This is a genomic window from Streptomyces sp. NPDC058052 (genome assembly GCF_042885515.1).
GTDB lineage: Bacteria > Actinomycetota > Actinomycetes > Streptomycetales > Streptomycetaceae > Streptomyces.
Map to the genome: position 1 here is coordinate 65288 of NZ_JBHVRX010000025.1, position 26984 is coordinate 92271.

Genomic DNA, 26984 nt, shown 5'->3' on the forward strand with positions numbered 1-26984 from the left:
CATGTCCACCAGCCCCCACCGCACCTCCGACGACCAGCCCGAAGACCGGCAGGCCGCCGTCGCGACCGGCCGGGCCGGCCACAACGGCGTCCTGTTCGCCATGTGCCTGTCCCTGGTCCTCGTCGTCGCCTCCGTCTCCGCGCTCAACCTCGCCCTGCCCGACCTCGCCATCGACCTGTCGGCCACCAACGCCTCACTGACCTGGATCGCCGACGGCTACACCGTCGCCCTGGCAGCCCTCGTCCTGCCCCTCGGTGCCATCGGCGACCGCATCGGGCGCCGCAATGTCCTCGTCGCGGGCACCGTCGTCTTCGGTATCGCCTCCCTGGCCGCTTCCTTCGCCGACTCCACCACCACGCTCATCGTCTGGCGAGTCGTCATGGGCCTGGGCGCCGCGATGATCATGCCGGGCACCCTGTCCACGATCACCGCCGCCTTCCCTCCCGAGCAGCGCGTCAAGGGCGTCGCCACCTGGTCCGGATTCGCCGCCGCCGGAGCCATCATCGGCATGCTCGCCGCAGGGGCCCTGCTGGAGTGGTTCTCCTGGCGATCGATCTTCATCGCCAGTGCCGCGACCGCCCTCCTGGCCGCCGCCGCCCTCCTCCTGTCGCCCGACACCAAGGACGAGCACCCCTCCCCACCCGACGTGCCCGGCGCCGTCTGCACCGCTGTCGGCATCGGCACCCTCGTCTTCGCCATCATCGAAGGCAACGAGCAGGGCTGGACGGAGCCCGTCGTGATCGCCGCCCTCATGGTCACGGTCCTGGCCTTCACCGCGTACGCCTGGCTCGGCCTGCGGCGTGAGCACCCCCTGCTCGATCCCGCCCTGTTCGGCATCCGCGGCTTCCGGGCCGGCGCGATCGTCGTCCTCGTACAGTTCATGGCCGTCTTCGGGTTCTTCTTCGTCGGCCTGCAGTACCTACAGCTCATCCTCGGCTACAGCCCGCTCAAGGCCGCCGCGGCCCTCGTACCCGTCGCCGTCGTCGTCCTGCCCACCTCCCAGGCCACCCCCCACCTGGTGCGACGGGTCGGGATGAAGGCCACCATGACCGCCGGGCTGCTCCTGCTGAGCGCCGGCCTGTTCGTCATCTCCCGGCTCGACGTCGGCTCCGGCTACCTGCCGTTCCTCGGCGGACTCGTCCTGGCCGGCTTCGGCATCGGCCTGTCCGGAGCCGTGGGCACCTCCGCCATCACCGGCTCGCTCGGCCGCGGCCAGCAGGGAGTCGCCTCCGCGATGAACGACACCACCCGCGAGGTCGGCTCGGCCGTCGGCATCGCCCTCATGGGCTCGATCTACGGCAGCCACTACCGCTCGAACCTGCCCGACTCCCTCGACCAGCTCCCGGCCGAAGCCGCCGAGGCCGCACGCGACTCCGCCGCGGCGGGCCTGCACGTCGCCGACCAGCTCGGCGCCCGTGGCACGGCCCTGGCGGACGGCGTCAAGTCCGCCTTCATGGACGGCCTGTCCGCCTCGCTCGTCGCCGTCGGCGTCATCGTCCTCGCCGCAGCCCTCGGCTGCCTGTTCCGCGCGCCGAAGACACCACCGACGTCGGACTGAATCGTCGGCGACCGAACGCCCTGCGGACCCCTCGTCGCGCAGGGCCCTCGGCGCCGCCCGCTGCTGCAACGCCGCACCTCGGCTGCTCTCGCTCACCCCAATGGCGCCATCCAAGGCGTCGCACGAGATGCGGTGGGCCCGTGCGGCCTCCTCCCGTTGCCGATCGGAAGACAGCCCCACGCGCCTTCCGGCAGCCCGAGCCGGGGACCCTACCGCACCCCTCCCTGTCAGCCAGACCACTCGAAGGACCGCAGGTACCCGTCATGCAGTACCCCCTCCACGCCCCGTGGGCCGGCCTGATCGGCGACCGGTACGCGCTGCGCGAGATGATTGGCCGCGGCGGCATGGGCGAGGTCTGGTCGGCCGACGACCTGGTCCTGCGCCGCGCGGTCGCCGTGAAGCTGATGCACACACAGCTCGCCCTCGACGACGTCGCCCAGAACCGCTTCCAGCGCGAGGTCCGCGCGGCCGCCTCCCTCAACCATCCATGCGTCGCAGCCGTCTACGACGCGGGCTGGCTTCCGACAGCGCCCCCGCGTCCCTTCCTGGTCATGGAGCACATCACCGGACACACCGCTGCCGAACGGCTGAGGTCGGCCCCGCCCTCGACGCAGGAAGCGGTCGCCTGGGTCGCGGGAACGCTGGAAGCACTCGCCTGCGCCCATGCGGCCGGGCTGGTCCACCGGGACATCAAGCCGGCCAACGTCATGATCACCGCCGACGGGCTGGTCAAGGTCATGGACTTCGGGATCGCTCACATCTCCGATGGGCACGACAAGAGCGTGACTGGCACGGGCATCTCGGTCGGCACCGCCGCGTACATGTCCCCCGAGCAGGCCCAGGGCCGACCCGTCGACGCCCGCTCCGACCTCTACTCGACCGCCTGCATGCTCTACGAGCTCCTCACCGGGCGCCGGCCCTTCACCGGGGACAGCCCGATCGCCATCGCCTACCAGCACATGTGCGCAGACCCGCCGGCCCCGCGGGACCTCGGGGTGGAACTGCCCCGGCACGTCCAGGCGGCTCTTGCCCGCGCCATGGCCAAGAGCCCCGACGACCGGTTCGCCGACGCGGCGGCCATGCGTGACGCACTGCTCGCCCCTGGAAGTCACGACTTCGTGCCTTCTCAGGACACTACGCTCGCGGGAGTACCGGCCTTCCCGGAGGAAGCGGCGACAACGGCGCTCAGATCCTCCAGGGGGCCCCGCGGTCCCCAACGGACGGCACTCGCGGCGTTGGCCCTCCTCGGCGCAGGCGCAGTCGTCACCGCTGTCATCGCCGCGGCTCCGGATGCGACGCACGCCGCCGGTCCCGGTACGCGGACCTCACCATCCACCTCCGCAAGCCCTTCACCTGGGCCAGAGCCCTCCGCCAGTCGTCCGGAAAGCACCACCCGTCCGACCAAGAACACCAGCCCGATGAGTCCGCGCGCATCGACGGAGCCCACGACGCCGGCTGTCGCCGTCCCCGGAGACCTGGTCGGGAAGACCCTCGCACAAGCCAGAGCGGACCTGGCCGGGCTGGACCTGAACATCGCACTCACTCCGCGCTCCAGTGGCGTCAGCACCAGCACGGTCATGGCAACCGTTCCCTCTGCCGGTATGCGATTGAGCCGCGGCGACACCGTACTCCTCGCCACCCGGACCGCTACGGAGGCGCCAGCCAGCGCTCCTCCGGCGAGCGGATCGGCAACCAGCGGCCCCAGTGCCTCGGCGTCGCCTACGACCACCGAGACAGGACCGGTGATCCACCATCGCGGACCAGCGATCCTTCACCGACGGGCCGACGCCGTCGCGACCGACCGCCATGTTCGCGACCTTCTTCTGATGAGTGATCAAATTCCATGAAAACCAACGCAATCGACGCACGGCGCACAGTCAAGAGGTCTCTGGAAGGGAAGAGCATGAACGGGCCGGAGAACGGTCGGGCGACACGGCGCACGCGCCGCCGGAACGGATTGATCGCGGTCACCCTGGCGCTGCTGGCCGCCGCCGGCGGCGGCGAAATCTGGGCCACGCAGTACGCACAGGACCGCATCGCCGCCTCGGTCCAGCGGGGCATCGGCCTCGCCTCCGCTCCCCGGGTGCACGTGAACGGTTTTCCCGTGTCACTGCAGCTGGCTCGGAAGAAGATCGCTGAGGCGGAAATCGACGCCGCGCAGGTTCCGGCCACCATGAACGACCGCGTCCTGACCATTCAGGAACTCGCCATCCATCTGCGCGGAGTCCACCAGGAGCAGGGCGGACAGGAGCGGGCCGACGAAGCGGAGGTCACGGCGACCATCGCGTACGACGACCTCTCGGCCTTCTACGGGGTCGCCGTCGACCGAGGCAACGGCGAAGACCAAGTGGTGGCGACCGCCAGGGTCCCGCTGCTCGGACAGGTCTCGGCTTCCGCGCGCGTCGGCGTCGCCGGGCCGAGAGCCATCGGAGTCGCCGCTGTCCGGCTCTCCGAGAACGTACCTCCTACCGCACGCACCCTGCTGAAGAGCGCCTTGGAGCGCCAAGCCCCGCTCGACAACCTGCCCGAAGGGCTCGCACTCCGGTCCGTGGCCGTCACCGACCACGGAATCGTTGCCCTCATGGCCGGGAATGATGTCGACCTGTAACCGCGCACCACCTAGAAGTTGCCCCGGCCACTGCGACGGAGCCTCGCAGGCAGTCCAGTCGAGCGAACCAGCCGGTCGCGCGGAGGCCGACGTACCGGCGTCGATCAAGGCGGCAAGTCGAGCAGGCCGAGATCGGCGGTGAGGGGCTGTCCGGTCCAGATTTCCCGCCGAGCAGTGGATCCGCCTACGCACCACGAACCCGATCGAGTCGACCTTCGCCACTGTCCGGCTGCGAACACGGGTCACGCGAGGCGCCGGCAGCGCGGCTGCCATCCTGGGCATGGTCTTCAAGCTCTCTGCCGCGGGGTGTGAGTGCGCAGTGCTTCTGTGAACCACGTGAACACCGGTGCCAGGCTGGGCGGGACGGGCCATCCGTTGATGACGGCCAACAGATGCCAGTAGCGCTCCGCTCGGGGGTCGCCAGCGATGTCCAGGCGTGTCAGCAGCCAGTGGCGCAAGCCGGCGTCGTCGGCACGGCTGAAGGTTTGCGCGTAACGGACGGTTAGGGCGTCGATGATGGGTGCGGCCTCGGCCGAGGCCGGAGCGATGCCTGCATCGAGCGCGCGGCCGACACTGTCGCGGACCGTTTCGGTGAGGTCGTGGTGCAAGCCTGTGACGTCGCCCTGGGCGCGCTCGGCTGCCTGGTACTCCGCCATGCGGCGGATAGCGGCGCGGAAGTCGGGGTCCTGGGTGAGCTCGGCGAGTTCCACCCAGGCGTCGACCTGATGGGGTTCGGGGTCATCCGGCAGTTCGGGCATGGCCGAGCGAATCATGTCGACGAAGTCGGCGTTGGCGTCGAACCCGCCAAAGGTGTCGTCGATGAAGTCGGTGATGAGTCGTCGTCGTTCGTCGTCTGTGAGCTTGGCAAGCTTGTGCATGAGGTCCATTTCCTCGGGGGTGGAGCCCCTTTTGGCCACCGCTCGCAGCACCGCGCGCCGCAGTCGCAGAGTGCGGATCTGCACCTCCAGGGCGTCGGCGTGTGCGGCCGCGACCTCGGGCACCGAGACCTCCCGGTCCAGCACCTGCCGGATGACAGCAAGGTCGAGCCCCAGGTCACGCAGGGTGCGTACGAGATCCAGACGCGCCAGTGCGCCGATGTCATAGAGACGGTAGCCAGCCGGGCTGCGGTCCGTCGGCGGCACAATTCCGGCGTCGGAGTAGAACCGAATGGTCTTGACCGTCAGCCCGGTCCTCCGGGCCAGGGCCCCGATCGTGAAGAGCGTGTCGCCGTCCATGCCTGCACCTTCGTGCCTCCCCCTACGGGAGACTCAAGCCCAGTCTCCCTGCTGACGCTTCCACCCCCACTGGGTCACCGATCCACAGGTCTTGACAATTACTCCCGTGGGGAGGAATGGAGCACACGCTCGAAGTACCATCCCTGCAGGGTTCTCCGGCAGATACTTCCCAACCTCCACAGTGGCGCAGTCGGACGGAGACATCCCTGTAGCGAGGGCAGAGGGCAGAGGGCACAGAGCGATGAGTGTGACTGAGAGTTGGTCGCGTGTGATGAGTCTTCTTCGAGAGCACGCGCCGGCCGATCACGCGGATCTGCCCGGGCCCGCTACGGAACAGATGCTCGCGGCAGCCGAAGAGCGGATGGGGATCTCCCTGCACGGGGACCTGCGGACGTGGCTGCTGCGGAACAATCTGGATCTGCCGGAGGAAGACTTCGACGACGACGTGATGTGCTGCGGCTTCGACGGATTCCCCGACGAGGGAAGCTTCTTTCTGGGCATCCGGGCGATGGAGAGGCTCTACTCGAACCGCTCCACGTCCTGCGGATTCGACCCTCCGGACCAGCCGGACTACCCGTTCTGGCGTAACGAGTGGATCCCGTTCCTGTCGGACCAGGACGGCTGGACGGGAATGTTCATCGATGTGCGGGACGGGCGCGTCGGCAGCTGGTTCGTGGGTGCCCCCACAGTTACGGGCGAGTACGAATCGATGGCCGAGTACTTCGCCTCCGTGGCGGAGACCCTGGCGAGGATCGCCGATGGAAGCTCCCCGGTCTGTCGGTTCACCGAAGGCCGACTTGTCTGGTCGTGAGACGGTTCTCAACTGGATGACGGCCATTGCCAAGCCGCCCTCACCCTGAAGCGGCCATGCGCCTCGTCAGCGTGGACGTTCCACGGTGAGGATGGCTGCGAGTGCGGCCGGGTAGCGCGAGTGAGATCCACAGCAGCTTGCCGGTGGGATCGGTGATGACCTGCACGTTCATGCCGTGGCGGCGGTGCTTCTGGGCGAAGTCGGCCCGGCTGTCACCGACCCGGCCGCACTCGGTGAGCGTCCCGTAGAGCAGGACGTGATCGGGATCCGTCTCACGCGGGACCCGGACCCACAGCAAGCCGGGTGCTCTGCGGGACAGATGCTCGACGGCGGCCTTGACGTAGGCATGGGCGGTCCCGGCGGAGATGCCGAAGCCGGCGGCGATCTGCGCGAGCGTGTCGTGGCGGCGAAGGTGGACCCGGCCGACGAGAGCACGCTGATGAGGCGGCTTGCAGCGTCGGTCACCCTCACGGGGACGATAAGCATGGATACCCACTCGACCAGGTCGTGCGGCAGGTCGAGTGCGGCAGAACGGGCAACCAACGAGGCACCTGCGCTGCTGAGTTGGGACGTCGAGCACGTCCTCAACGGCGCGGGGGCCTCGTGAGTTGCGGGACGCTGACCCGTTACCTGATCAGCAGACGAGCCGTTCCACCCACGCCGGGTCATCGATGGCTGTCTCAGGGGCGGGGACGGCCGCGCGGTCGAGGAAGACCGCCAGGTCGTGGCCCGAACAGGCCATGCCGGGGATTGCGTCGTGACCGCGCCGGCGCGCGGTCACCCGCCCCTCGTCCTCGGCCTGCCCTGCTGGGCCGTCGAAAGGCCCCGCATGGCGAGGACCGGTGAACGGGGAATACCGGTGAACGATGATCGGCGTCGTGCTCATCCATCCAGCCCCTCCTCCAGGCGTGCCTCCGGGCGGGGCGAGCGCGTGACCGGCCGCATACGGAGGAGGGAAACCACGTGCAGCCGGGCTCGTGGTTCCCGCAGCACTAACCGACGGAGAGGAGCGTGGCCAATGGAGACCCAGCCGCCGCCGATGAGCACGCGGGAGCCATGGGCGCCGGTCTTGCCCGAACAGAGCCACAGCTTGCCCGTGGCTGCCTCGCGGGCGATCAGGTCGGGGCGGCCGTCGTTGGGGTTGCCGTCACCGTAGGCGGGACCGTCCTCGGCGCCTGGCTGCAGGCTCGCGGTGGCCGCGCCGAGGCCCCGGCTGCCCGCGGCACCGCGGTCACTGCGGCTCAAGCCGCGATCGCCCAAGCGACCCAGCAACGGATTTGGACAGTGACCCCTGTGTACCTGCGAGCAGCGGGCGAGTATGCCGAGTCTGTAGAGCGTCAGTACCAGGTGGACGCCGTGGACGATGTCCTGGCGGCTCGTCGAGCCTTCGAGCTGGCTCATGCTGAGGCCGAGTTGACGGCTCCCTAGAGGATGCGTTCCGCACTCGAATCGCACGCAGGAAGCCTGCTGGCTTTGGACGCTGTTGAGAAGCAGGTGGGGCCCGACGAGCGAGCGCACACGGCGCCTATGAGGTTGATTGACGGGGACACCAATGCGTCCGCAACTGGGCTCACCTGTAACTTCGCACACCGCCACGAACTGTCAAAATTGCGATGGAGATCCGTGGTCAATCCTCGGCGAGCGGGCATCAGGCCGGATGCCCGCCCGGTACTGATCAGTCTGCACCGGTATAACCACTGGCCCCCCACGGAGCCGCGGAAACGCTATGTGGCGATCTGAGATCGCTATCACCACCTGCCCCGCCCGAAGGGGAGACTTGGGCGGGGAGGGGAGGGTCTTTGTGGACTCGGAGGTCAGCGTGGCACCCCGACTTCAAGGCTTCCGGCGCTGATGGCTCCCCGCAGGACGTGGGCGATCTCCTCGGGCTTGAGGTCGATGCCGTCGAGACCCTCCACGGTCAGCGGGACCTCCTGCAGCGCGTACTCGCCGCGGCCCTCGGCGCTGAACTCGGGTCCGGTGCGGTCGCCGAAGGACCAGGTGGCGATCCGTGCAAAATAGAAGAACTGGCGTTCACCGGCGGTCTCCATGGTGTGGAGGAGGCGGACGATGTCGGCCTTCCCCGCGATCTCCTCATGGATCTCCCGGTGGAGGGCGGCCTCCCGGGAGGCCTCGCCGGGTTCGACACCGCCGCCGGGCAGGACCCAGTACTCGGGGATGCCGGGCCTGGTGCGGCGGATGACCAGCATCGTGTTGTCTGCGGTGACGAGGACGGCACGGACTCGTTCGATCATTTTGGTTCGTCTCCTTGGGTGTTGACGGTCAGCGGAGCAGCCAGCCGCCGTCGACGGGGACGGGCGGCCCCATGGTGCACGAGGCTGAGGGGCCCCGTGGAACGTCACCAGGGCCGCGGCGTCCTCGGGCCGGCCTCGGCGCGGGACGCACAACCTCACCGCTGCTCAACAATGACGACAGAGGATGTCGGGTTTAAGGCCCACGATGGGGCGTATGCGCGAAACCCCAGAAGAACTCGACAGACTCCAGTCCCTCCTCGACTCCTCCCTCTCCGGCTCGACCACACACCTCCGCTCGATCGTCGAGGGCCACACCATCACGGCAGCGCAGCTCACCAGGGTCCTCACCGGCATGTGCACGCTCTCCCTCTCCACCGTGACCGCGAAGGGCGAACCCCGGATCAGCGGAGCCGACGGGCACTTCCTGCACGGCCGGTGGCACTTCGGCACGGCACGCAACGCCGCCAAGGCCCGTCATCTCGCCGCCCGTCCGGCCGCCAGCGCCGCGCACATGCGCGGCGAAGACCTCGGCGTGTTCACCCACGGCACCGTGGAAGAGATGAACCCCAAGGACGCCGAGACCACCGCCGACTGGCCAGAACTCCTCGCCTACCTGCAAGACTTCTACGGCAACGACGACGCCTTCGACTGGAACCGCGAGGTCGTCTACTACCGGCTGAACCCGCACTGGATGACCGTCTACGCCCCCGACCCCGACAAGCTCACCGGCACGTGACACCAGACCGAACCGGAGACGGTACAGGGGACGCGGCGTGACGGACATGGCCGCCGACCAGGTCGGGGGCGGCACCCCCGCGCAGCCAGCCCCCGAGACCCGCGGTAGCCGCAGGCCGACGGGGGTCGGGCCGTTCCGGTGGTCGTCCACGCGCAAGAGCGACAGACGCGCACCGAGGGCGACGAGCACGTTGACGAGACCGTCAGTCGGCCTCGATGTAGGTGACGATCAGAATGCTGCCGAGAGCCGTGGCGTAGAAGATCAGGCGGACGCCGTCATGCTGGTAGTCCCCCAGCGCTGAGGCAGTGGCGTGCTGCTTCACCTCGTCCAACGCCGCGGCCACGACGTTCAGTGCGGCATCGACGCGGGCGGTCTGCTCGATGGTGAGGGTGCGGGCCTGGGTCTCGGCCGGCTCGATGACGACGATCCTGGGACGGCGGCCGCGCGCGTGCTTAGGCAACGTCCGCGGCCTCCTCCCGCTCGGGCAGGCCCTGCTCCACCCGGACGTCGTCCCAGTCCCGGCACCGGTCGAGGTCGATGCCCTCGGAGGCGAGGTTCTCGAGGACGTAGGCGAGCGCCGGGTTCCCGGGGAACTCACTGCGGGCGGCCTCGCGCAGTTCACGCTGCTCGGCCTCGCTGAAGGTCAGGTGCGCCACGGTGGCCCCCTCGATGGTCGGGTACGCCCTTGAGGCTAGCGCAGCGGAACGTTCCCTGACTCGGGGTCTTCGTCGAATCGGCCGAGCGACGCGCAGCAGACGGACTCAATCTCGGCGTCCCTGCGGTCGATCTCCTTGGACAGCTCCTCCACCTCGGCTTCCAGCCGGTCAAGAATGGCCGAGACCGGCCTCAGGAAGTCAGCCGGGACGGATTCGACCTCTGCGAGGCGGGCGAGCTTGGAGCGCTGCTGTGCGGTCTCTGCCTCAAGCTGGTCGTGGCGAGCTACCAGCGAACTCTTCGCTTCCTCCATAACTGCGACGGCCATGTCCTCTGCGTGGATGAGCTCAGCCCAAGTGCATTGGCGGGCGTACGAGGTGAGCGTCTCCTCGATCGCCGACCGCCCACCCCGGCTGTAGATCTGGGCCATCGTGCAGCGGTCGTAGCCGTCCTGCAGGGTCATGTGCGGAGCCTCCGTGAGATCAGAGACGTCACTATGACAGCCGGAAGCCTCGTTCTCGCTCCACCGCGGACTCGTGGGTGGTGGCCACGATCGCCAGATCCGCGACCACCACCGGCCCCCGGGATCGCCCGCTACTCCGAGGTAGGCTCCCCGCGCAGCGCCTGACCGACATGGGCCGGGCTCAGACGGACAGCGCGGGCGATCGTGTCCTTGTCGACGCCGCGGTTGTGGGCGGCGCGCATTGCGGCGTTGCGGCGGGCGACGAGCGCCTGGCGGCGGTCGTGGGAGGCAACGGTGTTCTGGAGGAGGCGCGCCCAGTGCAGGAGCGCCCAGCCGGTCCACAGAGTGAGGGGGCGGGGTTCGGGTGCGGTCGGGTTGGCCAACGGGTCCCCTTCGTCGACACGGGTGTCGCTCCCGAAGGTGGCGGGCCGCGCGGTTCGGCCACAAGGGCGCGAATTCGGCCGTCGTGACGGGTGGGGCGGGTGCGAGGATCCACCGTATGAGTGAGGGGGGATCACCCTGATCGTCGCCGGCGCGGCCATCCTGGGCAGCAGTGTGACGGGGTTCTCCGCGTGGAAGGCCGGCCACCGACAGGCCGCCGCCGCGGAGGCCGCAGGGAATGCGCAGGCAGCGGTTTTGATCTCCACCGTCCAGGCTACGCTCGACGAACAATGGCGAGCCCGCGTGACTGAGCGGCGACGAGAGGCATACATCCAGCTGATGACTGCCGCAGACGCCTACGTCGAGGTTGTACGGCAGCAGCCGATCGGCACAACCAGCCTTCTGTGATCGAGCTAGCTCGATTCCCCTCATGGCGAGCCCAGTGCCCTGCGGGTCGCTATGACCACGCTTGAGGCCGCCACCGCCCGAGTCCAGCTGGAAGGCCCTGATGAGGTGTCCAACGCTGCGTACAGTCTGGTCTCTCTTCTCAGCGACCTCCACCCGAGCTCCGCCATCACCGGTACACGTGCCGGCGATCCGCGAGAGGTCGATGCGCTCCTGCCGCTCGGAGATCCCGGCCAGACAGCCCTCCCGCGAGCAGCAGGAACACCGGGTCATGGCGATGACGGCCTTGCGCCGGAGGCTCCAGGGCTTCACCTTGCACCCGCCTCGCTTGTAGGGTGTGTTTTGAAAGTGGATCAAGCTAGGGTGCCTCGGTGACAGAGACGCAACGACGCCGCGACGTAGGCCCTCCCAGCAGCGACTCCGACGAGAAGTCGACACTGCTCGCGTTTTTGAACTACGTCCGTGAAGCAGTGGCTGCGAAGGCACAGGGCCTTGACGACGGGCAGGGGCGAACGCCTGGAGTACCCTCTGGCACCAGCATATTCGGCCTGGTCAAGCACCTGACCGCGGCAGAACTTTACTGGTTCGCCTGGGCCTTCGAGGGTGCCGATGTCGACCATCCGGACTTCAGCATGGATCTCTCTGAGGGGGACAGCGCGAGCAGTCTTCTCGCCGCCTATCGCAGTGCCATCGAACGGTCCAACGAGATCATCAAGCGTTGTGACGACTTGAACCGTCCGTGTGCTCGGGCTGCAGGCAAAGCAGGGGCTGTGCGATCGATGCGGTGGGTGCTGGTGCACATGATCGAAGAGACAGCTCGCCATGCGGGCCATGCCGACATCCTCCGTGAGCAGGCCGATGGTTTTATCGGCAGGTGACGCAGTGCTGCGCAGTCGATCTCAGGTGTTCCACGAGCGGCAGGCGCACGAGGACTGCAGCCACTCGCTGATGGCGGCGATGAGGACGGTTGCCTCATAGCGGACCGCGAGTTTGTCGTATCTCGTCGCCACTGCACGGTTCCTCTTGAGGCGGTTGATGCCGCACTCGACCGCGTGACGTTCGCGGTAGTCGACCGGGTCGAAGTGTGGCGGCCGGCCGCCGCGGGAGCCGAGCTTCTGGCGGTTGCGTGCCTGATCGGCTTTGTCCGGGATGGTGCAGCGGATTCCGCGGCGGCGTAGGTAGGCGCGGTTTTTACGGGAGGCGTACGCTTTGTCGGCCCGCACTCGATCGGGGCGGACGCGTGGCCGGCCCGGTCCGATGCGGGGCACGCGGACCTTCTTCAGCACGGGTTCGAACTGCGGCGAGTCGCCGCGCTGTCCCGCCGTGATCACGATCGACATGGGCTTCTGCCCCTGTTCGACGGCCAGGTGCAGCTTGGTGGCAAATCCGCCGCGTGATCTTCCCAGCCCGTGATCACGGGGCTCGGTGAAGATACCGCCTGGCGGTTCCTTTTGCAGGTCACCCTGTTTGCGGGCCCCGGCCGCATGCTGATGGGCCCGGCAGACCGTGGAGTCGATGCTGAGGTCCCACGTGATCGCGCCTTTCGCGTCGGCCAGGGACTGGAGGTGGGCAAGAATGCGGTGCCAGGTGCCGTTGCGCTGCCATCGTCGGAACAGGTCGTAGATCCGGTTCCTCGGTCCGTACTCGATGGGCACGTCCCGCCACAGCACACCGGTCCGGACCCGGAACCGTATGCCGTCGATCAGCCGCCGCCGAGACCAGACGGGCGGCCGCCCTGCTCCGGCGCCCTTCGGCAACAACGGCTCCAGCACCGCCCACTGTTCGCCCGTGAGATCTCCCCGACCCATGAACCATGATCATGCACAGCACAAAGACCACCGGGGCGGCGCCGGATACGCCTACCTGCACACCGCCCTCGACGACCACAGCCGCATCGCCTACACCGAGGACCTTCCCGACGAGACCGCCCCGACCTGCGCGGCCTTCCTCGTCCGGGCCACCGCCTACTTCGCCTCCCTGGGCATCCGCATCGAACGGGTCCTGACCGACAACGCCTGGGCCCACAGCAAGAACACCTGGCGCAACACCTGCCGTGATCTCGGCATCAGCCCACGATGGACCAGGCCCTGGCGCCCGCAGACCAACGGCAAGGTCGAACGCTTCCACCGCACCCTGCTCGAGGAATGGGCCTACCAGCAGCCCTACACCTCAGACCGGCAGCGGCAGGAAGCATTCACCCACTGGCTGCACTGGTACAACTACCATCGACCCCACACCGGAATCGCAGGCCAAACACCCGCCAGTCGCGGCACCAACCTGTCCGGACAACACACCTAGATCGTCTCCTGTCGGCGGATGCAGGCACGGAACACCGCGGCGTACCAAGCAGAGGGCTGCGGCACGAAGCGGGAAGCCAAGAGTGCCCCCATCAGGGCAGGGGCACTCGACAGGAGCCGGCGGGGTCAGAACAGGCGGTTGAACCCGCCCCAGCCGGCACCGATCCGGGTCCGGCTGGTGAACGGGCCGGTCGACTGGCCGGTGCCCTTGTACAGCCACAGGACGCCCGCCCGGTCGCGGGCGACCGCGTCGGCGCGGCCGTCGTCGGTGAGGTCACCGGCCACGACGAGCTGGTCGTAGCCACCCCAGCCCGCGCCGATCCGGATGCGGGTGGTGTACGGAGCCGTGCCGCCGCCGGTTCCCTTGTACAGCCACAGCACGCCGGCCTTGTCGCGGGCGAGGAGGTCGGCCCGGCCGTCGCCGGTCAGGTCGGCGCCGCCGGCGAGGCGGTCATACGTGCCCCAGCCCGCGCCGACCCTCACCCGGGTCTTGAACCGGCTGCCGTCGACGAGCCGGCCCGTGCCCTTGTACAACCACAGCACGCCGGCCTTGTCGCGGGCGAGGAGGTCGACGTACCCGTCCCGGTCGACGTCACCGGCGCCGTCGACGCGGTCGTAGACGTTCCAGCCGGTGCCGACGCGGACGCGAGGCGCGAACGGATAGTCGAACTGGTGGGATACGAACTGGCGGTCGTAGTACCAGAGGGTTCCCGACGCGTCGCGGGCGACAGTGTCGCCGCGGCCCCGCGTGACCGCGGACGGTTTCATGTCGCGGTAGACGGGGTCGCTCTTGAGCGGGGAGAGGGCGGTGATCGCGGTGTAGCCCTGCCAACCGTCGCCTGTCTCGGTCCGCGAGCCGAAGGGAGCGGTGGCCACGCCCGTGCCGGAATAGCGGAACAGGGTGCCGGAGGAGTCGCGTGCGAGGAGGAAGTGTGCCGGCCGCACCGAGGGCCCCAGGGTCGCGAACGTCCCCGTCCGGATCACGTCGTACTCGTAGCCGGCCCAGTCGTAGATGCCGTACGCGGTCCAGACTTCGACCTTCCGGGCCCGGAGGTCCGCGCGGGCTGTCACGTCGTAGTCGATGGTGTGGTCGCCCGCCTCGGCGTTGCACCACATGAACGTCCCCATCAGGCTCTTGATCACGTCGTTGTGGTCCAGCCGGCACGAGAGACCGGAGCTGGTGGTGAAGTTCGCGGGACCGCCGATCGCAACGGGACCTGACTCCTGCCCTTCGGTCAGCCTGAATCCCAGGCGCAGCCGTCCGGCGTCGTTGGAGTGGATCCGCAGCCGATGGTGGACCGTTCTGCCCGGGGAGAGATCCGGCAACTCGTAGCCGACGGTGTTCAGCGCCGCGTGCGCGGCCGTCTTGACGACTGCCATGCCCGTGCCATGGGTCGCGTCCGCGGGCCGCGCTCCCGCGGTGCGCGCGGCCTCGATGCCCGCCGCCAGGCTCCCGCCCTGGGGGACGTACGCGAAACCCCAATGGACGGTGGCCAGGTTCGGGGCGTTCAGAGGTGCAGTGACCTGAGGGAACATGCCACCGCTCCGGCACAGGTAGACGGCGGTGACGCCCGGCGCCTCCGTGCAGTTGAGCGGGTCCACCGTGAATCCCTTGGGGACCCCCGCGCCGTCGCCCGCAAGCCCGGTCAGCGGCTTGGTCGACAAAGCGATCACGACCCTGCCGTCCGCCGTCCCGGACTCCAGCCACGGGCCGAGGCGGGGGTTCGTACCAGGAGGTATGACCATGTCCTGCGTGGAAAACCGCACCTCGTCCGCCGCGACGGCCGCCCCCACCCCCACCCCCGCAGTCACACCGGCCACGGCCAACAAGCCGACGACCCCCGACATCGCCGCCGCACGACGCATGCGCTTGCTCAAGACTCGTTCCCCCCGGAACTAAGAAAGTGAAGGGCCGGCGCCGCTCCCACCCTTCGCAGCAGGGCGCGCCCGACGAGCTGCATCTTCGGCGTTTGACGAGGTCAACGTCAAGATTCGCCGATCCGCAGGAGAGAAGACGCCCACGGCCCACCTGGTCCATAACCGAACCAAACCGCAGGGACCGCCTTCCGAAGCCCGAGGAATTCGCGGAACTGACAGTGGGCTGACATCGGAACCTCGGCCGGGAAGGGTCCCAGCCGGGGGTTCTCGTGCGGTGTCCGGTGTCATGGCAAGCCGTCGAGGTCGCCGTCGACGGCGTGGCCGCCCCGTTTACCGTCCTGGTGCTCGATCGCATGCTCAAGCCGTTCACGACAGCGGACTCCCCAGCCCGCCCGCTTAGCCGCTTCGACCTCGAGGCCGACCCGAGGAGCACCCCGAGTCAGCATCGCTCTCCCCGTGTTGTACCGCCCAGAGTCGGCCGGGGCTGATGCCCGTCTGCGGAGCCTTTCGGCCGTTGTTCCTGAGGTTGGCGAACGGCAGCGCTCCCCCGTGGTGTTCTCTGAACTCGTCGATGAGGTTCTGCTCGGCCTCACCCGCGTCGTCTTCGGCCATCGGCCGCCAGGCAACGAGCTGCTCGTCCGAGTCGGCCAGCTGCCAGATCGACCGGTCGCGCCCTGGACCTTCGCGGACCGCATCCGGACCGCCCGGGACGCTCAGGCCCAGGCACCCAGCAGGCTGCCCGCGAAGAGGTTGACGGCGGCCGGGACCGCAGCGACACGGACGAGAGGCGCGAAGAGGACCACGACCATGCTCATCGCGTTTTCCAGGATCACCCCTGACAGAGCGACGAAACCGAACAGCCAGATCAGCAACAGCAGGCAATTCTCCACACCGCCCAGCCCGACCACCCCTCCCCCACCCGACCCGCGTGTGAAGCGGGGACAGGTGTGGCGGTGGCGAGCCGTGAACGCACCCCACCTCGTCGCACTGGTCCGTGCCGGGGCCGGCTTCGAGCGGGGCCTCATCGTCGAGAGAGCCGCGACCCGCGCGGCATGAACACCACCGACGGCCGCCGGCCGGAAATCCGGTGGCAGACCCGGCCAGCCCGTGGTGAAGATCTCGGCATGTCCAACTTCCTGGAGACCGCCCGGCTCGTCCTGCGCGCGTTCACGACGGCCGACACCGACCACCTGCTCGCCCTGGACAACGACCCCGAGGTCATGCGCTTCATCAACGGAGGCCGCCCCACCAGCCGCGAGACCATCGAGACGCGGGTCCTGCCGCGACTCGTGCACGACTACCCGTGCTGGGGGACCCGTGGCTACTGGGCCGCGCAGGAGAAGCTCACCGGCACTTTCTTGGGCTGGTTCGAGTTCCGGCCGCTGGACGAGCACAGCCCCGCCGTGGTCGAACTCGGCTACCGGTTGAACCAAGCGGCATGGGGGCACGGCTACGCCACCGAGGGGTCCCGGTCCCTGATTCACAAGGGGTTCACGGACCTGGAAGTCGAGCGGGTCACGGCGAACACGATGGCCGTCAACACCCGTTCCCGCCGCGTCATGGAGAAGTCGGGCCTGTCCTTCCTCCGGAGCTTCACCGGGGACTGGCCGGAGGCGATCAAGGGCTCCGAGCACGGTGAAGTCGAGTATGAACTCACCCGAACCGAGTGGGAACAGCGGTAGACGGCAACGCCCCAGGCCACAACTCTTGACATTGTCTTGTCGGCAGTGCGTCGTGTTCGGTGATCACCGCAAAACCTGTTGGCGGGCCATGGCGATCGCTGCTAGTTTTCCGGAGGCCGTGCAGCAGATCGAGGAGGTGGTACCCGTGAACGTTTCGACGTGGGTGCTCCCCTCCGGGGTCACGGTCGGGCGATAGGTCGTCCGGGAGCGCCGTTCTGTGCACTCCCGAAAGGCACGACCATGCATTTCGCTTCTCAGCAGCGGCTCGACGACGGTGTCCTCGAGCGTGAATTCACCCTGGGTGAGATCCCCGGCATCCTGTGGACGCCTGGTTCCGCATCCGAGTCCGCGCCGGTCCCGCTGATCCTGCTGGGTCATCCCCCGCTCGGACTGCGCACGATGTATCCCCGTCTGGTGGCCCGGGCCCGGCGCGCCGCGGCGGATGGGTTCGCCACGGCCACCATCGAGCTCCCCGGGAGCGGCGAGCGGCCCCGCTGGCCTGCCGCCGAGCTTGCCCGCGCCGGCATGCGCCGGGCCTTGCAGGCCGGCGAGCCTGTCAGCGACGAGATCGTCGACGCGCTCATCCTCCCGCTCGTCGACAAGGCCGTCCCGGAGTGGCAGGCCGCGCTGGACTCCCTGCTCTCGCTGCCCGGGGTCTGCGGCCCGGTCGGGTACTCGGGGGGAGTGATCTCCATCGGTGTCCGGCTTGCGGTGGTCGAGCCGCGCATCACGGCTGCCGCTCTCTTCGCCGGGAGTTTCGTGCCTCGCGCCATGTTCCAGGAGGCCCGGCAGGTCACCATCCCGGTACATGTCCTGCTGCAGTGGGACGACGAAGGCAACGACCGGCAGGCGGCCCTGGATCTCTTCGACGCCTTCGGCTCCGAGGAGAAGTCCCTGTACGCCAGCATGGGCGGGCACACCGGTGTCCCACAGTTCGCGGGGGACGCCGCGGCCCGGTTCTTCACCCGTCATCTGACGTGAGCGGGCCGTAAGACCGGCGGCAGGCGGTAGACGGCAGGTGATGCCAGCCGCCAGGCCGTTCACCGAGGACAGGTCCCGGCCTTCCGCGGCTGTCTGCACCGTGGGCCCCTGTCGAACTCCCGGCAGGGGCCCGTGCTGCCTGAAGTCATGAGCCGTCCGGCTTCAGCAGGGCTCCGAGTACTGCCCAGACTCGTTTACAGGTGCGGTCGGTTCGGAGGCTTCTGGCACGACTTGTGCCGGCCTGTTGGCGCCCCCGCCTGGCGGGCCCATGGTGCGGTCGGGGGTCCGGCGTCACGGAAGCTGCGCCAGGGCCCGTTCTCGTGGCCGGAGCGGGCGAAGCCGGCGCAAGGTGCCCCCCGTTCGCATCACGGTCGATTCGCGCCGGCTCCGGGGTGGGCACAGAAGGGCAGTGCGCTGATCTTGAGGCCGTGGAGTGCGGTGTGGCCGGATCAGGTTCTGCGCGAGATGACCATGATGTACTCGCACGGGGCGTTCGTCCGGTTGGCGAAGCCGTGGTCCGCGTCGGCCTGGAGGAACAGGGAGTCGCCTGCGTTCAGGGTCTCGCTGATCCCGCCGACCGCGGCCGTGAGGGTGCCTTGGAGCACTACGAGTTGTTTCTCCGTGCCCGGCGGGTACGCGGGCAGCAGTCCTGTGGAGACGTGCGCGGGGAGGTGATGGACGATCATCTCGGCTCGCCCCGCTCCGGGGGCCGCTGACACGATGTGTCGTTCGAAGCCGGTTTCCGGGTCACGGAAGACGGGGCGCTCGCTCTTGCGCATCACGACGGCCGCTCCGGACGCGGCTGCGGCCGGAGCGCCGATCAGGTCCGAGAGGGACGTATCGAGCGCGTGGGCGATCCTGGAAGCGATGCCGATCGTCGGGCTCTTCTCCCCGCGTTCGACCTTGGACAGCATCGCGCGGCTGACCGTCGACTGTGCGGACAGCTGCTCCAGCGTGAGGCCCGCTTCCTCGCGGCGGCGCCGCACGTTGCTGCCGAACGCGCCGGCCAGGTCGTCACCGTACTGCGGTCCGGCCGCGTTCTCGTCCTGCCTGGCCACCGTGCTCCTCGATCGATGTGTATCGCGATGCCCACAGTGTAGGGTTTCTTCGATAGAAGATCTTTCGTCTCCTATCGGAGATGCGTGATGTGTGCCCGACACTACGGAGGGGTTCCATGCGTTTCATCTCGAGCGGCCGGCACCATGCCACGTTTGCATTAGGCGATCTGCAGGTGATCTCGCTGCGGGACGGGTACATCAACATGCCGCCGACACGGCTGCGCGACGAGGACGGGCGCACGCTCGGTGAGCTGCCGGCCGCCGTCCCGCTGGCCGGCGACAACCTGAGGCTGTCGGTCAACGCCTTCTTCGTCGCCGACGGCACGCGGTCGGTCCTCATCGACACCGGCGCGTCCGATGCCTGGCACGACCCCACCATGGGGCTGCTCTACGACGCGCTCGACGAAGCGGGAATCGACCGCGCGGGCATCACCGACGTGGCCATCACCCACAGGCACCCGGACCACGTGGGCGGCCTGATCATGCCGGACGGTACAGAGGCGTTCACCGGACTCGAGCGCGTATGGATCGGCGCGGGCGACACCTCGGTGTTCACGGGACGGCTCGAGCCGATCCGGGACCGAGTCGTACCCGTGCCGGAGAAAACCGCGGTCAACGACTGGACCACCGCGATCCCGGCACCCGGCCACACACCCGGCCACACCGTCTACGAGGTCAGAAGCGGCACCGGCCGGCTTCTCGCCTGGGGCGACACCGTCCACGTCCCCACCCTCCAGATCGGCCAGCCGAACGTGTCCTGGGAACTCGACGGCGACCAGCCCCAGGCACGCGCCGCACGAGCAGCACTCCTCGAACAACTGGCCCGACCCCACCACTTCGTAGCCGGCGCCCACCTCGACTCCCCCGGCATCGCCCGCATCACCCCCTCCGGCAACAGCTACGCACTGGAATACCTCGCACCACCGATCGGCTGACCCACCCCGCCGGCCGCGGTCCGCACCCACACACTCCAGCCCCCTCACCCCGCTCCAGAGACCACCCCCACGGCGCCCGCGCCGGCACGGCAGTGATGCCCACCGCACACCGCACGGGCCGGCCGGCCCGTGCGGGTCCGAGCCGGACCGCAGACCCCTCGCTCCCCCGGCCGAGGCCAGGCCGCCCCCACGGCGGCCCGCCTGCGCGCTCTGCAGCATCCGGTCGAACATGCCGTTTGTGGCCCAGCGGCGGAAGCGGGTATGCAGGCCGGCCCAGGATCCGTGCCGCTCGGGCACGTCCCGTCAGGCCACCCCTGTTTCCGTCGTGCACGGAACGTCCACGCGATCCCGTTGAGCATCGCCCGGTCATCCAGCCAAGGGCGCCCCATTGATGTCCGAGGCAGCAATGGCCGCACGAAATCCCACTCGGCATCCGCCAGTTCATGACGACGTATCACCCGGCCACGAGCCACCCGCCGAGATCGCATGGACGGCAGAACCTAGCAGCCGGCCTCGGCGCCGCTGTTCACGTACGAGTCGACGCTGACCGAGTAGCCGGCCCCGCTGGTGAGGTCGGGGCGGCTTCCGTGACCGTCCTCCGCGAGGCGCTCGGCGGTCAGGAAGACAATCGACAGGGCCATGCCCTCTCTGGTGAAGCACAGGTCGCCGGGCAAGGCTTCGGGGTCCGGATTCCATCCGTCCCGTACCGCCGCCGTCCGGTAGTGCTCAGTCACTTCGGCCTGTGCGCCGGGGAAGGTGTACGTCCGGCCGGCGTACACCACGACATCGCCACTGTCCGCCCAGCAACCGGCGTCCGCCTCCTCGAAGCCCCGGGCTACGGCGGCCCCGTCGGGCCGGGAGTCGAGGATGCCGAGCGCCGCTGTCTCCTTCACCCGGTCGCCGGTCCCCTCGCAGTCCCTGGCAAGTTCCGGCAGGGCGCAGCCGGTGAGCGTCACGGCCGCGAGCACGACCGCCAGGAGCAGGGATACCGGGCGGGCCGTACCTGTCCGCAGGGGCAAAGCGGGCTCCATGGTGAAGGCCCGGGCGGAGGGAGGACGCGGCCGCTGGGCAAGGGAGTCATCCGTGCCGGCTCCGGACCGGGCACGGTCCAGTTCTACCAGCAGCCGTGACCCTCGCTCCTGACGTGAGCGTGACATCTTGACGACACCTCCCAGAAGGCCCGCCCCGGACGCGAACGCACCGCACCGCACCGACCCCATACGGCCGTCGTTACGTGCCTGACTACCGTCTGATGCCCTGAAGTCCGCGCCGGCCCAGACTTCACGCTGCCACAGATGGCGGTCGCCAAGGGGGACGGCGGACTACTCTCCCCATCGGTCCAGCATCTCAGTCAGGTCGTCGATGGTGGTAATGCCCAGAAGCGCGAACACGGCCACGAAAACAGTCACCGTCGTCGTCCAGTAGGTCGCCCAGGTGGTTCTCTCTTTCGCCACCTCGTCCCGAATCCGACCGCCAGCGGCGCCGAAGACAGCAGCGGGAGCCAGGAGGAGGGCCAACCCGATGATGGTTTCCTTCGCCGGCGCCGGCCCGGTGTTCAAGACACCAGCTGCTTCCGCGTACTTCATCATCAGGATGAATCCGGCCAGCCCTCCCAGGACGGCCCACAGCGCATCCCAACCGCCGTCCTGTCTGTCATCGCCAGTGTCCGCCACAAGAACCTCCGGTCTGACTCATCGACGCCATGCGACTCATCCTCACCGGGGGGACAAGCACACCGCTCGCGTTCACAACAAGTGCGGCCGGATCACACGCCCCGTTCCCCACACGAGAAGAAACGACCCCCGCCACGCTGTGGACGCCCTCCAACAGCTACCTGCGGCTGGACCCGGAGGACTACACGGTGGTGCGCCCGGCGCCGGCGAGGGGGTCACCGGCGTGGTCGCGGGTCACAAGGACGCCCCGGGAGCGCCGGCGTGGTTCCCGGCCGCGGCAGATGCGACTGCAGGCGTTCCAGCCGCCGACGCGGGTGCGGACCGCGAAGGGGGCGGTGGCCCTCACGGTGCCCTTGTACAACCACAGGACACCGGCCCTGCCGGTGGCCACCAGATCGGTACGGCCGTCCCCGGAGAGGCCCAGGACGTCGGAGAGAGGCCATTGCCGTTCACGTCGTGCGGGACGGCGGCACAGTGCACGCGGAAGATACCGGGTCGCATCGAGGAACGGTCCGATGCCGTTGCGCGGCCTGGCATTCAGACGTCAGGCAGGGACCGCTGGAGGCGGGCGCACCGCTGCCAGACACGCCAGGCCACGTCTCCGCCACAGTGCCCCGGAAGAGCAGAGTCTCAGCGAGACGGTCCGCCCGGTCACCACGTGGGCGAGGGAGACGGCCGCGGAGACATCGGTGCTGCTCAGATGCCAGGACAGCAGCACCAGGTTCCGGTTGCCGAAGTCGATGACGGCCGGGACGCCGGCGCCCCGCAGCGTCGGCACGGCCAGTCCGCCGGTACTCGCCACCTGCCACGCCACCGGCACGCCGTCCCCTCCGGGAGCGATCCGGTACACGCCCTCGCCTTCCGAAACGCCCCCCAATTGCCCAGACAGCCCGTCTGGTTCAGTCCTGGATGGTGGCGAGCCAGTCGGTCAGCAGGCTGTTGACCTCGTCGGGGCGTTCCTGCTGGATCCAGTGGCCGCAACCGTCCAGGAGGTGGGAGCCGGACAGGGCGGGGAGGGTGGTGGGGTAGGCGTCGATGGCGTCGGCCATCCAGGTGGTGGATGCGTCCAGTGCGCCACCGACGAACAAGGCGGGCTGTCTGATCGGGGCTCCGCGGTGCGGGGCGAGGTCTTCCCAGTCGCGGTCCATGTTGCGGTAGCGGTTGAGGGCGCCGGTCAGGCCAGTTCGCTCGAACTCCGCGGCATAGAAGTCGAGGTCCTCCTCGCTCAGCCAGGCCGGGAGCGGGCCGGCGGGGAAGCGGTCGCGCAGCTGACGGCCGAGGGCGACGAAGTGCGGGTCGGGCTCACCCTCGGCCGGCATGGTGTCGGCGGACAGGGCCGCGTAGAAGCCCGCGAGCCAGCCCCGGACGTCGGGCTCGATCTCCGCCTCGGCGCGGCCGGGCTCCTGGAAGTAGGAGACGTAGAACTCCTGCTCGGGGCCGCCGATCTGGCCGAAGATGTCGGTGGGGCGGGGGCCGCCGGGCGGCGCGTACGGGACGCTGAGCAAGCCGACCGCGCGGAAGACCCCGGGATGCAGCAGGGCGGAGGCGGCGGCGATGTTGGAGCCCCAGTCGTGGCCGACGACGACCGCGCTCTCCTCGCCGAGGGCACGCACGACGGCGACGTTGTCCTCCACCAGGTCGAGCATGCGGTAGGCGTCGATCGCCTCCGGTTTGGAGGAGCGGCCGTAGCCGCGTACGTCGATCGCCACCGCCCGGTACCCGGCCGCAGCGAGGGCCGGGAGTTGGTGGCGCCAGGAGTACCAGGACTCGGGGAAGCCGTGCACGAGCAGGACCAGCGGGCCGGTGCCCTGCTCGACCAGGTGCAGGCGTCCGGCAGGGACCTCGACCATGCGGTGGCGGAGTGCGGCGGTCGGCTCGGAGTGCATGGGTACTGCTCCTCGGTTCGCGGGCGGCTGTCGGGTACCCATCGATCATGCGGCGCGGCGGCCTCTCGGCGCGATCAGCGTTGCCATTCTGGCAAGGTCGCAGGACAGAGCGCTGGAGCGGCACGACTGGAAGGAGCGGGAAGGGTGGCAGTCGACGACGTGGACGGCACGCTGGCCGCGATGGGGCCCCGGTTGCGGGCCGCGCGCGAGCACTACGGTGCGACGCTCGCCGGTGTCAGCCGCGCGACCGGCATCTCGGCCAGCACGCTGTCCCGGATCGAGACCGGCCGGCGCAAGCCCACCCTGGAGGTGCTGTTGCACCTGTCGAAGGAATACGGCGTCTCCCTGGACGAGCTGGCCGGCACCGCGCCCGGCCCCGGGGCCGCCGAGCCGCGTGCTACGGCGCCGCTGAGCTTCGGCGACGACAAGGCGGTGCTACCGCTGACCCGGTACGTCGGCGGCCTGCACGCCCACAAGCACGTCCTGCCCGCCCTCGAGCTTCCGCCCGCGCGGCCCCGTCAGGTCTCCCACGACGGCCACGAGTGGCTGTGCGTCCTGTACGGGCGACTATGGCTCGCCATCGGCGACCAGGACCTCATCCTGACCCCGGGGGATGTCGCCGAGTTCGACACCCGCACCCCGCACGGGGTGGCGAACGCCAGCCCCGGCGGACCGGTCGAGTACCTGATCATGTTCGGACCCCAGGGCGAGCGTCTACGGCCGCGCAGCTGGTCGTCGAGGAACTGGTGACGGAGAGGCTACTGAACGAGTATTTGTGACAAGCCGCGCGCCTCGCTGGTGACAACCGCACTGAGCCTTCTCCAACCTCACGCTGACCCCGGTGGCGTCCGGCCCGGGGATGACGGAGGGGCAGATCTGCTGCTGGAGCGGGACGAACCCCGTGTTGACTCTCACCCTTCACCCGACCACCTGGGGACACCGGGTCCAGGCGCCATCGTCCGGCCGAGGTCCGTGGGCGGCGCGGTGCGGGGGTGGTTAGCGGCGTCGTCCGTGGCCAGGCAGCCCGGCGGGGATTGCGTACACGCTGGAGCCGCTCCTGGTCGTGACTGGCTTTGCCCATCCCTGAGTCGGGGCAGGCGGCACCATGCGCAGCAGGCCATCCACGACGGGACGTGCAGCGGGGGCCTGTAGCGGTTCCCCGGAAAGAGGGCACCGTCCGCCCTCAGGCATGAGGTGCTGGGCAAGTGCCTTCTTGAAGGTGACACGGGCCCAGCTACCGCAGGCGCACTCGTAACTGTTCTCCAGGTCCTTGGCGGACAGGACCACGACCCCGGACTGTGGGCAGGATCTGGGGCTGCCGGCCCTCTGCTGTCCCGGCATCGGATGGTCGTAGAGGCGACCGCTGCGCAGGCTCGCCTTGGTCTTGGTACCGCACTCAGAGCAGACATACACCTTCGTCGGTGTAGGGGCGTGCCTGGGCATGTCGTCACCCTTCACTCCGTCTTGGCCCCTGCCCTGTCCGCCCGCTCGTCGCACAGGTGGAGCGGTGAGATGCTCCCCCGTCCTGCCGCCGTCCACACGCGTCGTCCGACCGCCGGGTGGTTCGTGTGAGGTCCCGGGCCCGCCGTGTTGTCGGTGGCCGCTCGCATGAAGCCGGAACCGGGCCCCCAAGACGACCCGTTCGAAGACGCCCGAAGAATGTGCGGCGATCTGGGCGTACGGGGCGGCCGACGAGTTCCGGTGCGACCGGATCTCCAGCATCTTCCTTCGGAGGTGGGCCACCGTCACGGGCGATGTCGGAGAGACCCGGTCGGCAGCCCTCTCCGGCCGCGTAGGCGAGGGCTACCGCGAGGCTTTCGTCGGCCTCCTCGACCAGGTGCACCCCCGCTCGCCTGCCTTGATGCTGGCGTTCCAGACCCATCGGATCGACCTGCACGAGCTGTACAGGGAGCTGCTCCTGGGCACGTGCGGGGTCCTCACGCTGATCGCGCACGCTGATGCCGCGGAGAAAGCGGGTGGGAACGCTCTGATTCGGGAGGGACTCGCGGACCAAGCGGCCGCCCGCGACATCCTCGGCCCGGTCTGGGGACCGATCCGGGAAGTGCTCGACTCGACGCCGATGCTGCCCTCTCTGGAAGAGTTCGCGGCCGTGGACCAGGCCATTCAAGGGTGTGGGAAACACATGGTCGCCATGTGGCAGTTCTTAAGGGTCAGCGCCTGCCTGACCAATGACGACCAGCTCTACGTCTCCGTGAGCTGAGCTGGCGGGAGCCCGCAACACTTGGTGCTCGCCGAAGCCGAGCGCCGGCAGGTCCTCGCCGAGTGGCTGAACGCGGGGAGCGGTGCTCAATGATGCTCGCTGAGGGAGAAGACCGGCGGGTCCTCGAACGTCTCTCGCTGGGTTTCGTAGACCTCCGCCCCCAGCTTCGGTGTACGGACGACTGAGAGGGCCACGCGACCTGGTTTTGGACGGTGCCGCGAATGACGTAGAGTTGGGCCTACCGACGCGGGGTGGAGCAGCTCGGTAGCTCGCTGGGCTCATAACCCAGAGGTCGCAGGTTCAAATCCTGTCCCCGCTACTGAATGACATGAGGCCCGGATCCACAGGATCTGGGCCTCATGCGTGCGCCGGCATCTCAAGCTGCCCGTCCGGCTCGTGGTCCGGCCCGGCGGCATCCCTCACGCCCGCGGACACCTCCCCGACGCCGCACCCGTCCGCAGCCCGACAGGTACTGGTCGTCGACTTCGCATCCGAGGACTGTGGCGACCCTTGGCCCGCCGCCTCGAGGCCGACGGTGCCCCGCTCATCCCCGGACCTGTCCGTGACGTGATCGCCGTCCGCCCCCACGGACTGCCGCTCTACCTCGGCCTCGCCGTCATGCGGCTTCTCGAGCTCCGCCAACCCGGCCACACCCCTCATCCGGCCGACTTCGAGCACGACCTCGGTGCCCTGATCGCCCGCACGCTCGCCCGCCTCACACCCGCCGAACGCCACCTGCTGCGGTCCGTCACCCAGACCACCAGCCTCGCCCACCAAGCCGCCGCCCGCCGCCCGCCGCCTGATCGACCCCCCTTCGTCAGCGAGAGCCCATTCGGCCTGTGGCCGTACTACCTCCACGGCCTCATCTGCTCCACCCTCCGCGGCGCCCGACGACCACTGGACCCCCGCCGACTGGCACGCCGCCACCCGCGCCCTCGCCGCGCTCGGCGCACAGCGGACCGCCGGCCCGGGCCACGCCAGGCTGCTCCTGGTCGGCTGCCTGCGCCAGGGCCTCGCCCGCGACGTCCGCCTCCACCTCGGCCGGCACACCGACGCCGCCTGGGCCTACGTCTCCGATTCCGTGTGGGAGCCCGTCGCCCCGCCCGCCCTGACCGGCTCCGGCACTCCTGCGAAAGGGCACAAGCGTCGGGGAACGGATCCGGCGCCGCGACCAGGTCGCCCAGCAACGTCACCCTCACCGTGGGACTCGCAGGCGGGGCGAGCGTCACCAGGACCCGGGCGCTGCCAGCCACGTCCGGGCACACCGAGG

The 26984-nt window shown here is 69.2% G+C and carries 28 protein-coding genes, 1 tRNA gene and 3 pseudogenes; 14 read left to right on the plus strand and 18 right to left on the minus strand.

The annotated features are described in order from the left end of the window. Position 1: 1 nt before the first annotated feature. The 4 genes and pseudogenes from ACFVU3_RS28810 to ACFVU3_RS28825 all read left to right on the plus strand — a co-directional run. The gene (locus ACFVU3_RS28810; RefSeq protein WP_390070700.1) at positions 2-1558 is read left to right on the plus strand and encodes an MFS transporter; all 1557 of its coding nucleotides are present in this window, start codon (positions 2-4) and stop codon (positions 1556-1558) included. A 263-nt stretch (positions 1559-1821) separates the two neighbouring features. Next, positions 1822-3405: a protein kinase gene (locus ACFVU3_RS28815; RefSeq protein WP_390070702.1), complete on the plus strand. Its 1584-nt coding sequence runs from the start codon at positions 1822-1824 to the stop codon at positions 3403-3405. Beyond that, on the plus strand, positions 3402-4166 hold the full coding sequence (locus tag ACFVU3_RS28820; protein WP_390070704.1) for a DUF2993 domain-containing protein: 765 nt from the start codon (positions 3402-3404) through the stop codon (positions 4164-4166). Before ACFVU3_RS28815 ends, ACFVU3_RS28820 begins: the two co-directional genes overlap by 4 nt. A gap of 157 nt (positions 4167-4323) precedes the next feature. Continuing rightward, a pseudogene (locus ACFVU3_RS28825) lies at positions 4324-4461 on the plus strand (IS256 family transposase); the annotation flags it as partial. Here the strand turns inward: ACFVU3_RS28825 and ACFVU3_RS28830 are convergent. Beyond that, a complete protein-coding gene (locus ACFVU3_RS28830) occupies positions 4454-5401 on the minus strand; it encodes a MerR family transcriptional regulator (RefSeq protein WP_390070706.1) in 948 nt (315 codons plus the stop codon). The pseudogene ACFVU3_RS28825 and the gene ACFVU3_RS28830 overlap by 8 nt on opposite strands. A 241-nt stretch (positions 5402-5642) precedes the next feature. On the opposite strand from ACFVU3_RS28830, the gene ACFVU3_RS28835 reads away from it, so the two are divergent. Further along, on the plus strand, positions 5643-6212 hold the full coding sequence (locus tag ACFVU3_RS28835) for an SMI1/KNR4 family protein (protein ID WP_390070707.1): 570 nt from the start codon (positions 5643-5645) through the stop codon (positions 6210-6212). A gap of 55 nt (positions 6213-6267) precedes the next feature. On the opposite strand, the pseudogene ACFVU3_RS28840 reads toward ACFVU3_RS28835, so the two are convergent. From ACFVU3_RS28840 to ACFVU3_RS28855, 4 genes and pseudogenes are all read right to left on the minus strand, one after another. Further along, a pseudogene (locus tag ACFVU3_RS28840) lies at positions 6268-6755 on the minus strand (transposase family protein); the annotation flags it as partial. A 91-nt stretch (positions 6756-6846) separates the two neighbouring features. Next, positions 6847-7098 carry a hypothetical protein gene (locus tag ACFVU3_RS28845; protein ID WP_390070709.1) on the minus strand — a complete coding sequence of 84 codons (252 nt, stop codon included), beginning with the start codon at positions 7096-7098 and terminating at the stop codon, positions 6847-6849. Beyond that, entirely contained in the window at positions 7095-7613 is a 519-nt protein-coding gene (locus tag ACFVU3_RS28850; protein WP_390070711.1) for a hypothetical protein, read from the minus strand. The genes ACFVU3_RS28845 and ACFVU3_RS28850 overlap by 4 nt, the downstream gene beginning before the upstream one ends. A gap of 413 nt (positions 7614-8026) precedes the next feature. Next, positions 8027-8464, minus strand: a complete 438-nt coding sequence (locus tag ACFVU3_RS28855; RefSeq protein WP_390070713.1) for an NUDIX domain-containing protein — start codon at positions 8462-8464, stop codon at positions 8027-8029. Positions 8465-8678: 214 nt separating this feature from the next. On the opposite strand from ACFVU3_RS28855, the gene ACFVU3_RS28860 reads away from it, so the two are divergent. Continuing rightward, positions 8679-9200: a pyridoxamine 5'-phosphate oxidase family protein gene (locus ACFVU3_RS28860; RefSeq protein ID WP_390070715.1), complete on the plus strand. Its 522-nt coding sequence runs from the start codon at positions 8679-8681 to the stop codon at positions 9198-9200. A 202-nt stretch (positions 9201-9402) separates the two neighbouring features. Here the strand turns inward: ACFVU3_RS28860 and ACFVU3_RS28865 are convergent, their stop codons facing one another. The 4 genes from ACFVU3_RS28865 to ACFVU3_RS28880 all read right to left on the minus strand — a co-directional run bounded on the left by ACFVU3_RS28865 (position 9403) and on the right by ACFVU3_RS28880 (position 10700). Then, on the minus strand, positions 9403-9660 hold the full coding sequence (locus ACFVU3_RS28865) for a hypothetical protein (RefSeq protein WP_390070717.1): 258 nt from the start codon (positions 9658-9660) through the stop codon (positions 9403-9405). Continuing rightward, on the minus strand, positions 9653-9856 hold the full coding sequence (locus ACFVU3_RS28870; protein WP_390070719.1) for a hypothetical protein: 204 nt from the start codon (positions 9854-9856) through the stop codon (positions 9653-9655). The genes ACFVU3_RS28865 and ACFVU3_RS28870 overlap by 8 nt, the downstream gene beginning before the upstream one ends. 35 nt (positions 9857-9891) lie before the next feature. Then, positions 9892-10317, minus strand: coding sequence for a hypothetical protein (locus ACFVU3_RS28875; protein ID WP_390070721.1), 426 nt, complete (start codon positions 10315-10317; stop codon positions 9892-9894). 131 nt (positions 10318-10448) lie between these two features. Beyond that, a complete protein-coding gene (locus ACFVU3_RS28880) occupies positions 10449-10700 on the minus strand; it encodes a hypothetical protein (RefSeq protein ID WP_390070723.1) in 252 nt (83 codons plus the stop codon). Between the two features lie 774 nt (positions 10701-11474). Here ACFVU3_RS28880 and ACFVU3_RS28885 point away from each other — a divergent pair. Beyond that, positions 11475-11981: a DinB family protein gene (locus ACFVU3_RS28885; RefSeq protein ID WP_390070725.1), complete on the plus strand. Its 507-nt coding sequence runs from the start codon at positions 11475-11477 to the stop codon at positions 11979-11981. 21 nt (positions 11982-12002) lie between these two features. Here the strand turns inward: ACFVU3_RS28885 and ACFVU3_RS28890 are convergent, their stop codons facing one another. Further along, entirely contained in the window at positions 12003-12911 is a 909-nt protein-coding gene (locus ACFVU3_RS28890) for an IS5 family transposase (protein WP_390070727.1), read from the minus strand. Positions 12912-12945: 34 nt separating this feature from the next. Here ACFVU3_RS28890 and ACFVU3_RS28895 point away from each other — a divergent pair. After that, a pseudogene (locus tag ACFVU3_RS28895) lies at positions 12946-13401 on the plus strand (integrase core domain-containing protein); the annotation flags it as partial. 125 nt (positions 13402-13526) lie between these two features. On the opposite strand, the gene ACFVU3_RS28900 reads toward ACFVU3_RS28895, so the two are convergent. Together ACFVU3_RS28900 and ACFVU3_RS28905 are read right to left on the minus strand one after the other, a co-directional pair. Then, positions 13527-15278 carry an FG-GAP repeat domain-containing protein gene (locus ACFVU3_RS28900; RefSeq protein WP_390070729.1) on the minus strand — a complete coding sequence of 584 codons (1752 nt, stop codon included), beginning with the start codon at positions 15276-15278 and terminating at the stop codon, positions 13527-13529. A 713-nt stretch (positions 15279-15991) separates the two neighbouring features. Then, positions 15992-16186, minus strand: coding sequence for a hypothetical protein (locus ACFVU3_RS28905; protein WP_390070731.1), 195 nt, complete (start codon positions 16184-16186; stop codon positions 15992-15994). Positions 16187-16402: 216 nt separating this feature from the next. On the opposite strand from ACFVU3_RS28905, the gene ACFVU3_RS28910 reads away from it, so the two are divergent. Next, entirely contained in the window at positions 16403-16960 is a 558-nt protein-coding gene (locus ACFVU3_RS28910; protein ID WP_390070733.1) for a GNAT family N-acetyltransferase, read from the plus strand. 240 nt (positions 16961-17200) lie between these two features. Beyond that, on the plus strand, positions 17201-17941 hold the full coding sequence (locus ACFVU3_RS28915; protein WP_390070735.1) for an alpha/beta hydrolase: 741 nt from the start codon (positions 17201-17203) through the stop codon (positions 17939-17941). Positions 17942-18390: 449 nt separating this feature from the next. Here ACFVU3_RS28915 and ACFVU3_RS28920 read toward each other — a convergent pair whose 3' ends face one another. Beyond that, positions 18391-18999 carry a helix-turn-helix domain-containing protein gene (locus tag ACFVU3_RS28920; protein WP_390070736.1) on the minus strand — a complete coding sequence of 203 codons (609 nt, stop codon included), beginning with the start codon at positions 18997-18999 and terminating at the stop codon, positions 18391-18393. 116 nt (positions 19000-19115) lie between these two features. Here ACFVU3_RS28920 and ACFVU3_RS28925 point away from each other — a divergent pair, with 116 nt between their 5' ends. Continuing rightward, positions 19116-19934 (plus strand): MBL fold metallo-hydrolase, encoded by an 819-nt coding sequence (locus tag ACFVU3_RS28925; protein ID WP_390070737.1) that lies wholly within the window; start codon positions 19116-19118, stop codon positions 19932-19934. 500 nt (positions 19935-20434) lie between these two features. On the opposite strand, the gene ACFVU3_RS28930 is transcribed toward ACFVU3_RS28925, so the two are convergent. The 4 genes from ACFVU3_RS28930 to ACFVU3_RS28945 form a co-directional block, all read right to left on the minus strand. Continuing rightward, positions 20435-20953 carry a hypothetical protein gene (locus ACFVU3_RS28930; protein ID WP_390070739.1) on the minus strand — a complete coding sequence of 173 codons (519 nt, stop codon included), beginning with the start codon at positions 20951-20953 and terminating at the stop codon, positions 20435-20437. A gap of 303 nt (positions 20954-21256) precedes the next feature. Further along, the gene (locus ACFVU3_RS28935; RefSeq protein ID WP_390070741.1) at positions 21257-21607 is read right to left on the minus strand and encodes a hypothetical protein; all 351 of its coding nucleotides are present in this window, start codon (positions 21605-21607) and stop codon (positions 21257-21259) included. A gap of 544 nt (positions 21608-22151) precedes the next feature. Then, positions 22152-22457 (minus strand): hypothetical protein, encoded by a 306-nt coding sequence (locus ACFVU3_RS28940; RefSeq protein WP_390070743.1) that lies wholly within the window; start codon positions 22455-22457, stop codon positions 22152-22154. A gap of 49 nt (positions 22458-22506) precedes the next feature. Beyond that, positions 22507-23493, minus strand: a complete 987-nt coding sequence (locus ACFVU3_RS28945; RefSeq protein WP_390070744.1) for an alpha/beta fold hydrolase — start codon at positions 23491-23493, stop codon at positions 22507-22509. Positions 23494-23637: 144 nt separating this feature from the next. On the opposite strand from ACFVU3_RS28945, the gene ACFVU3_RS28950 reads away from it, so the two are divergent. The 3 genes from ACFVU3_RS28950 to ACFVU3_RS28960 all read left to right on the plus strand — a co-directional run bounded on the left by ACFVU3_RS28950 (position 23638) and on the right by ACFVU3_RS28960 (position 26033). Beyond that, positions 23638-24243: a helix-turn-helix domain-containing protein gene (locus tag ACFVU3_RS28950; protein ID WP_390070746.1), complete on the plus strand. Its 606-nt coding sequence runs from the start codon at positions 23638-23640 to the stop codon at positions 24241-24243. 1111 nt (positions 24244-25354) lie between these two features. Further along, entirely contained in the window at positions 25355-25714 is a 360-nt protein-coding gene (locus ACFVU3_RS28955; RefSeq protein ID WP_390070748.1) for a hypothetical protein, read from the plus strand. 245 nt (positions 25715-25959) lie between these two features. Continuing rightward, positions 25960-26033 (plus strand) — tRNA-Met (locus tag ACFVU3_RS28960). A gap of 38 nt (positions 26034-26071) precedes the next feature. On the opposite strand, the gene ACFVU3_RS28965 is transcribed toward ACFVU3_RS28960, so the two are convergent. Next, a complete protein-coding gene (locus tag ACFVU3_RS28965; protein ID WP_390070750.1) occupies positions 26072-26572 on the minus strand; it encodes a hypothetical protein in 501 nt (166 codons plus the stop codon). Between the last annotated feature and the right edge of the window lie 412 nt (positions 26573-26984).

What these genes read in the sequence shown, in the direction of transcription:
- ACFVU3_RS28810 (WP_390070700.1), top strand. Translation starts at nt 2, where the DNA reads ATGTCCACCAGCCCCCACCGCACCTCCGACGACCAGCCCGAAGACCGG.
- ACFVU3_RS28815 (WP_390070702.1), top strand. Translation starts at nt 1,822, where the DNA reads ATGCAGTACCCCCTCCACGCCCCGTGGGCCGGCCTGATCGGCGACCGG.
- ACFVU3_RS28820 (WP_390070704.1), top strand. Translation starts at nt 3,402, where the DNA reads ATGAAAACCAACGCAATCGACGCACGGCGCACAGTCAAGAGGTCTCTG.
- ACFVU3_RS28830 (WP_390070706.1), bottom strand. Translation starts at nt 5,401, where the DNA reads ATGGACGGCGACACGCTCTTCACGATCGGGGCCCTGGCCCGGAGGACC.
- ACFVU3_RS28835 (WP_390070707.1), top strand. Translation starts at nt 5,643, where the DNA reads ATGAGTGTGACTGAGAGTTGGTCGCGTGTGATGAGTCTTCTTCGAGAG.
- ACFVU3_RS28845 (WP_390070709.1), bottom strand. Translation starts at nt 7,098, where the DNA reads ATGAGCACGACGCCGATCATCGTTCACCGGTATTCCCCGTTCACCGGT.
- ACFVU3_RS28850 (WP_390070711.1), bottom strand. Translation starts at nt 7,613, where the DNA reads ATGAGCCAGCTCGAAGGCTCGACGAGCCGCCAGGACATCGTCCACGGC.
- ACFVU3_RS28855 (WP_390070713.1), bottom strand. Translation starts at nt 8,464, where the DNA reads ATGATCGAACGAGTCCGTGCCGTCCTCGTCACCGCAGACAACACGATG.
- ACFVU3_RS28860 (WP_390070715.1), top strand. Translation starts at nt 8,679, where the DNA reads ATGCGCGAAACCCCAGAAGAACTCGACAGACTCCAGTCCCTCCTCGAC.
- ACFVU3_RS28875 (WP_390070721.1), bottom strand. Translation starts at nt 10,317, where the DNA reads ATGACCCTGCAGGACGGCTACGACCGCTGCACGATGGCCCAGATCTAC.
- ACFVU3_RS28890 (WP_390070727.1), bottom strand. Translation starts at nt 12,911, where the DNA reads ATGGGTCGGGGAGATCTCACGGGCGAACAGTGGGCGGTGCTGGAGCCG.
- ACFVU3_RS28910 (WP_390070733.1), top strand. Translation starts at nt 16,403, where the DNA reads ATGTCCAACTTCCTGGAGACCGCCCGGCTCGTCCTGCGCGCGTTCACG.
- ACFVU3_RS28915 (WP_390070735.1), top strand. Translation starts at nt 17,201, where the DNA reads ATGCATTTCGCTTCTCAGCAGCGGCTCGACGACGGTGTCCTCGAGCGT.
- ACFVU3_RS28925 (WP_390070737.1), top strand. Translation starts at nt 19,116, where the DNA reads ATGCGTTTCATCTCGAGCGGCCGGCACCATGCCACGTTTGCATTAGGC.
- ACFVU3_RS28945 (WP_390070744.1), bottom strand. Translation starts at nt 23,493, where the DNA reads ATGCACTCCGAGCCGACCGCCGCACTCCGCCACCGCATGGTCGAGGTC.
- ACFVU3_RS28955 (WP_390070748.1), top strand. Translation starts at nt 25,355, where the DNA reads ATGCTGGCGTTCCAGACCCATCGGATCGACCTGCACGAGCTGTACAGG.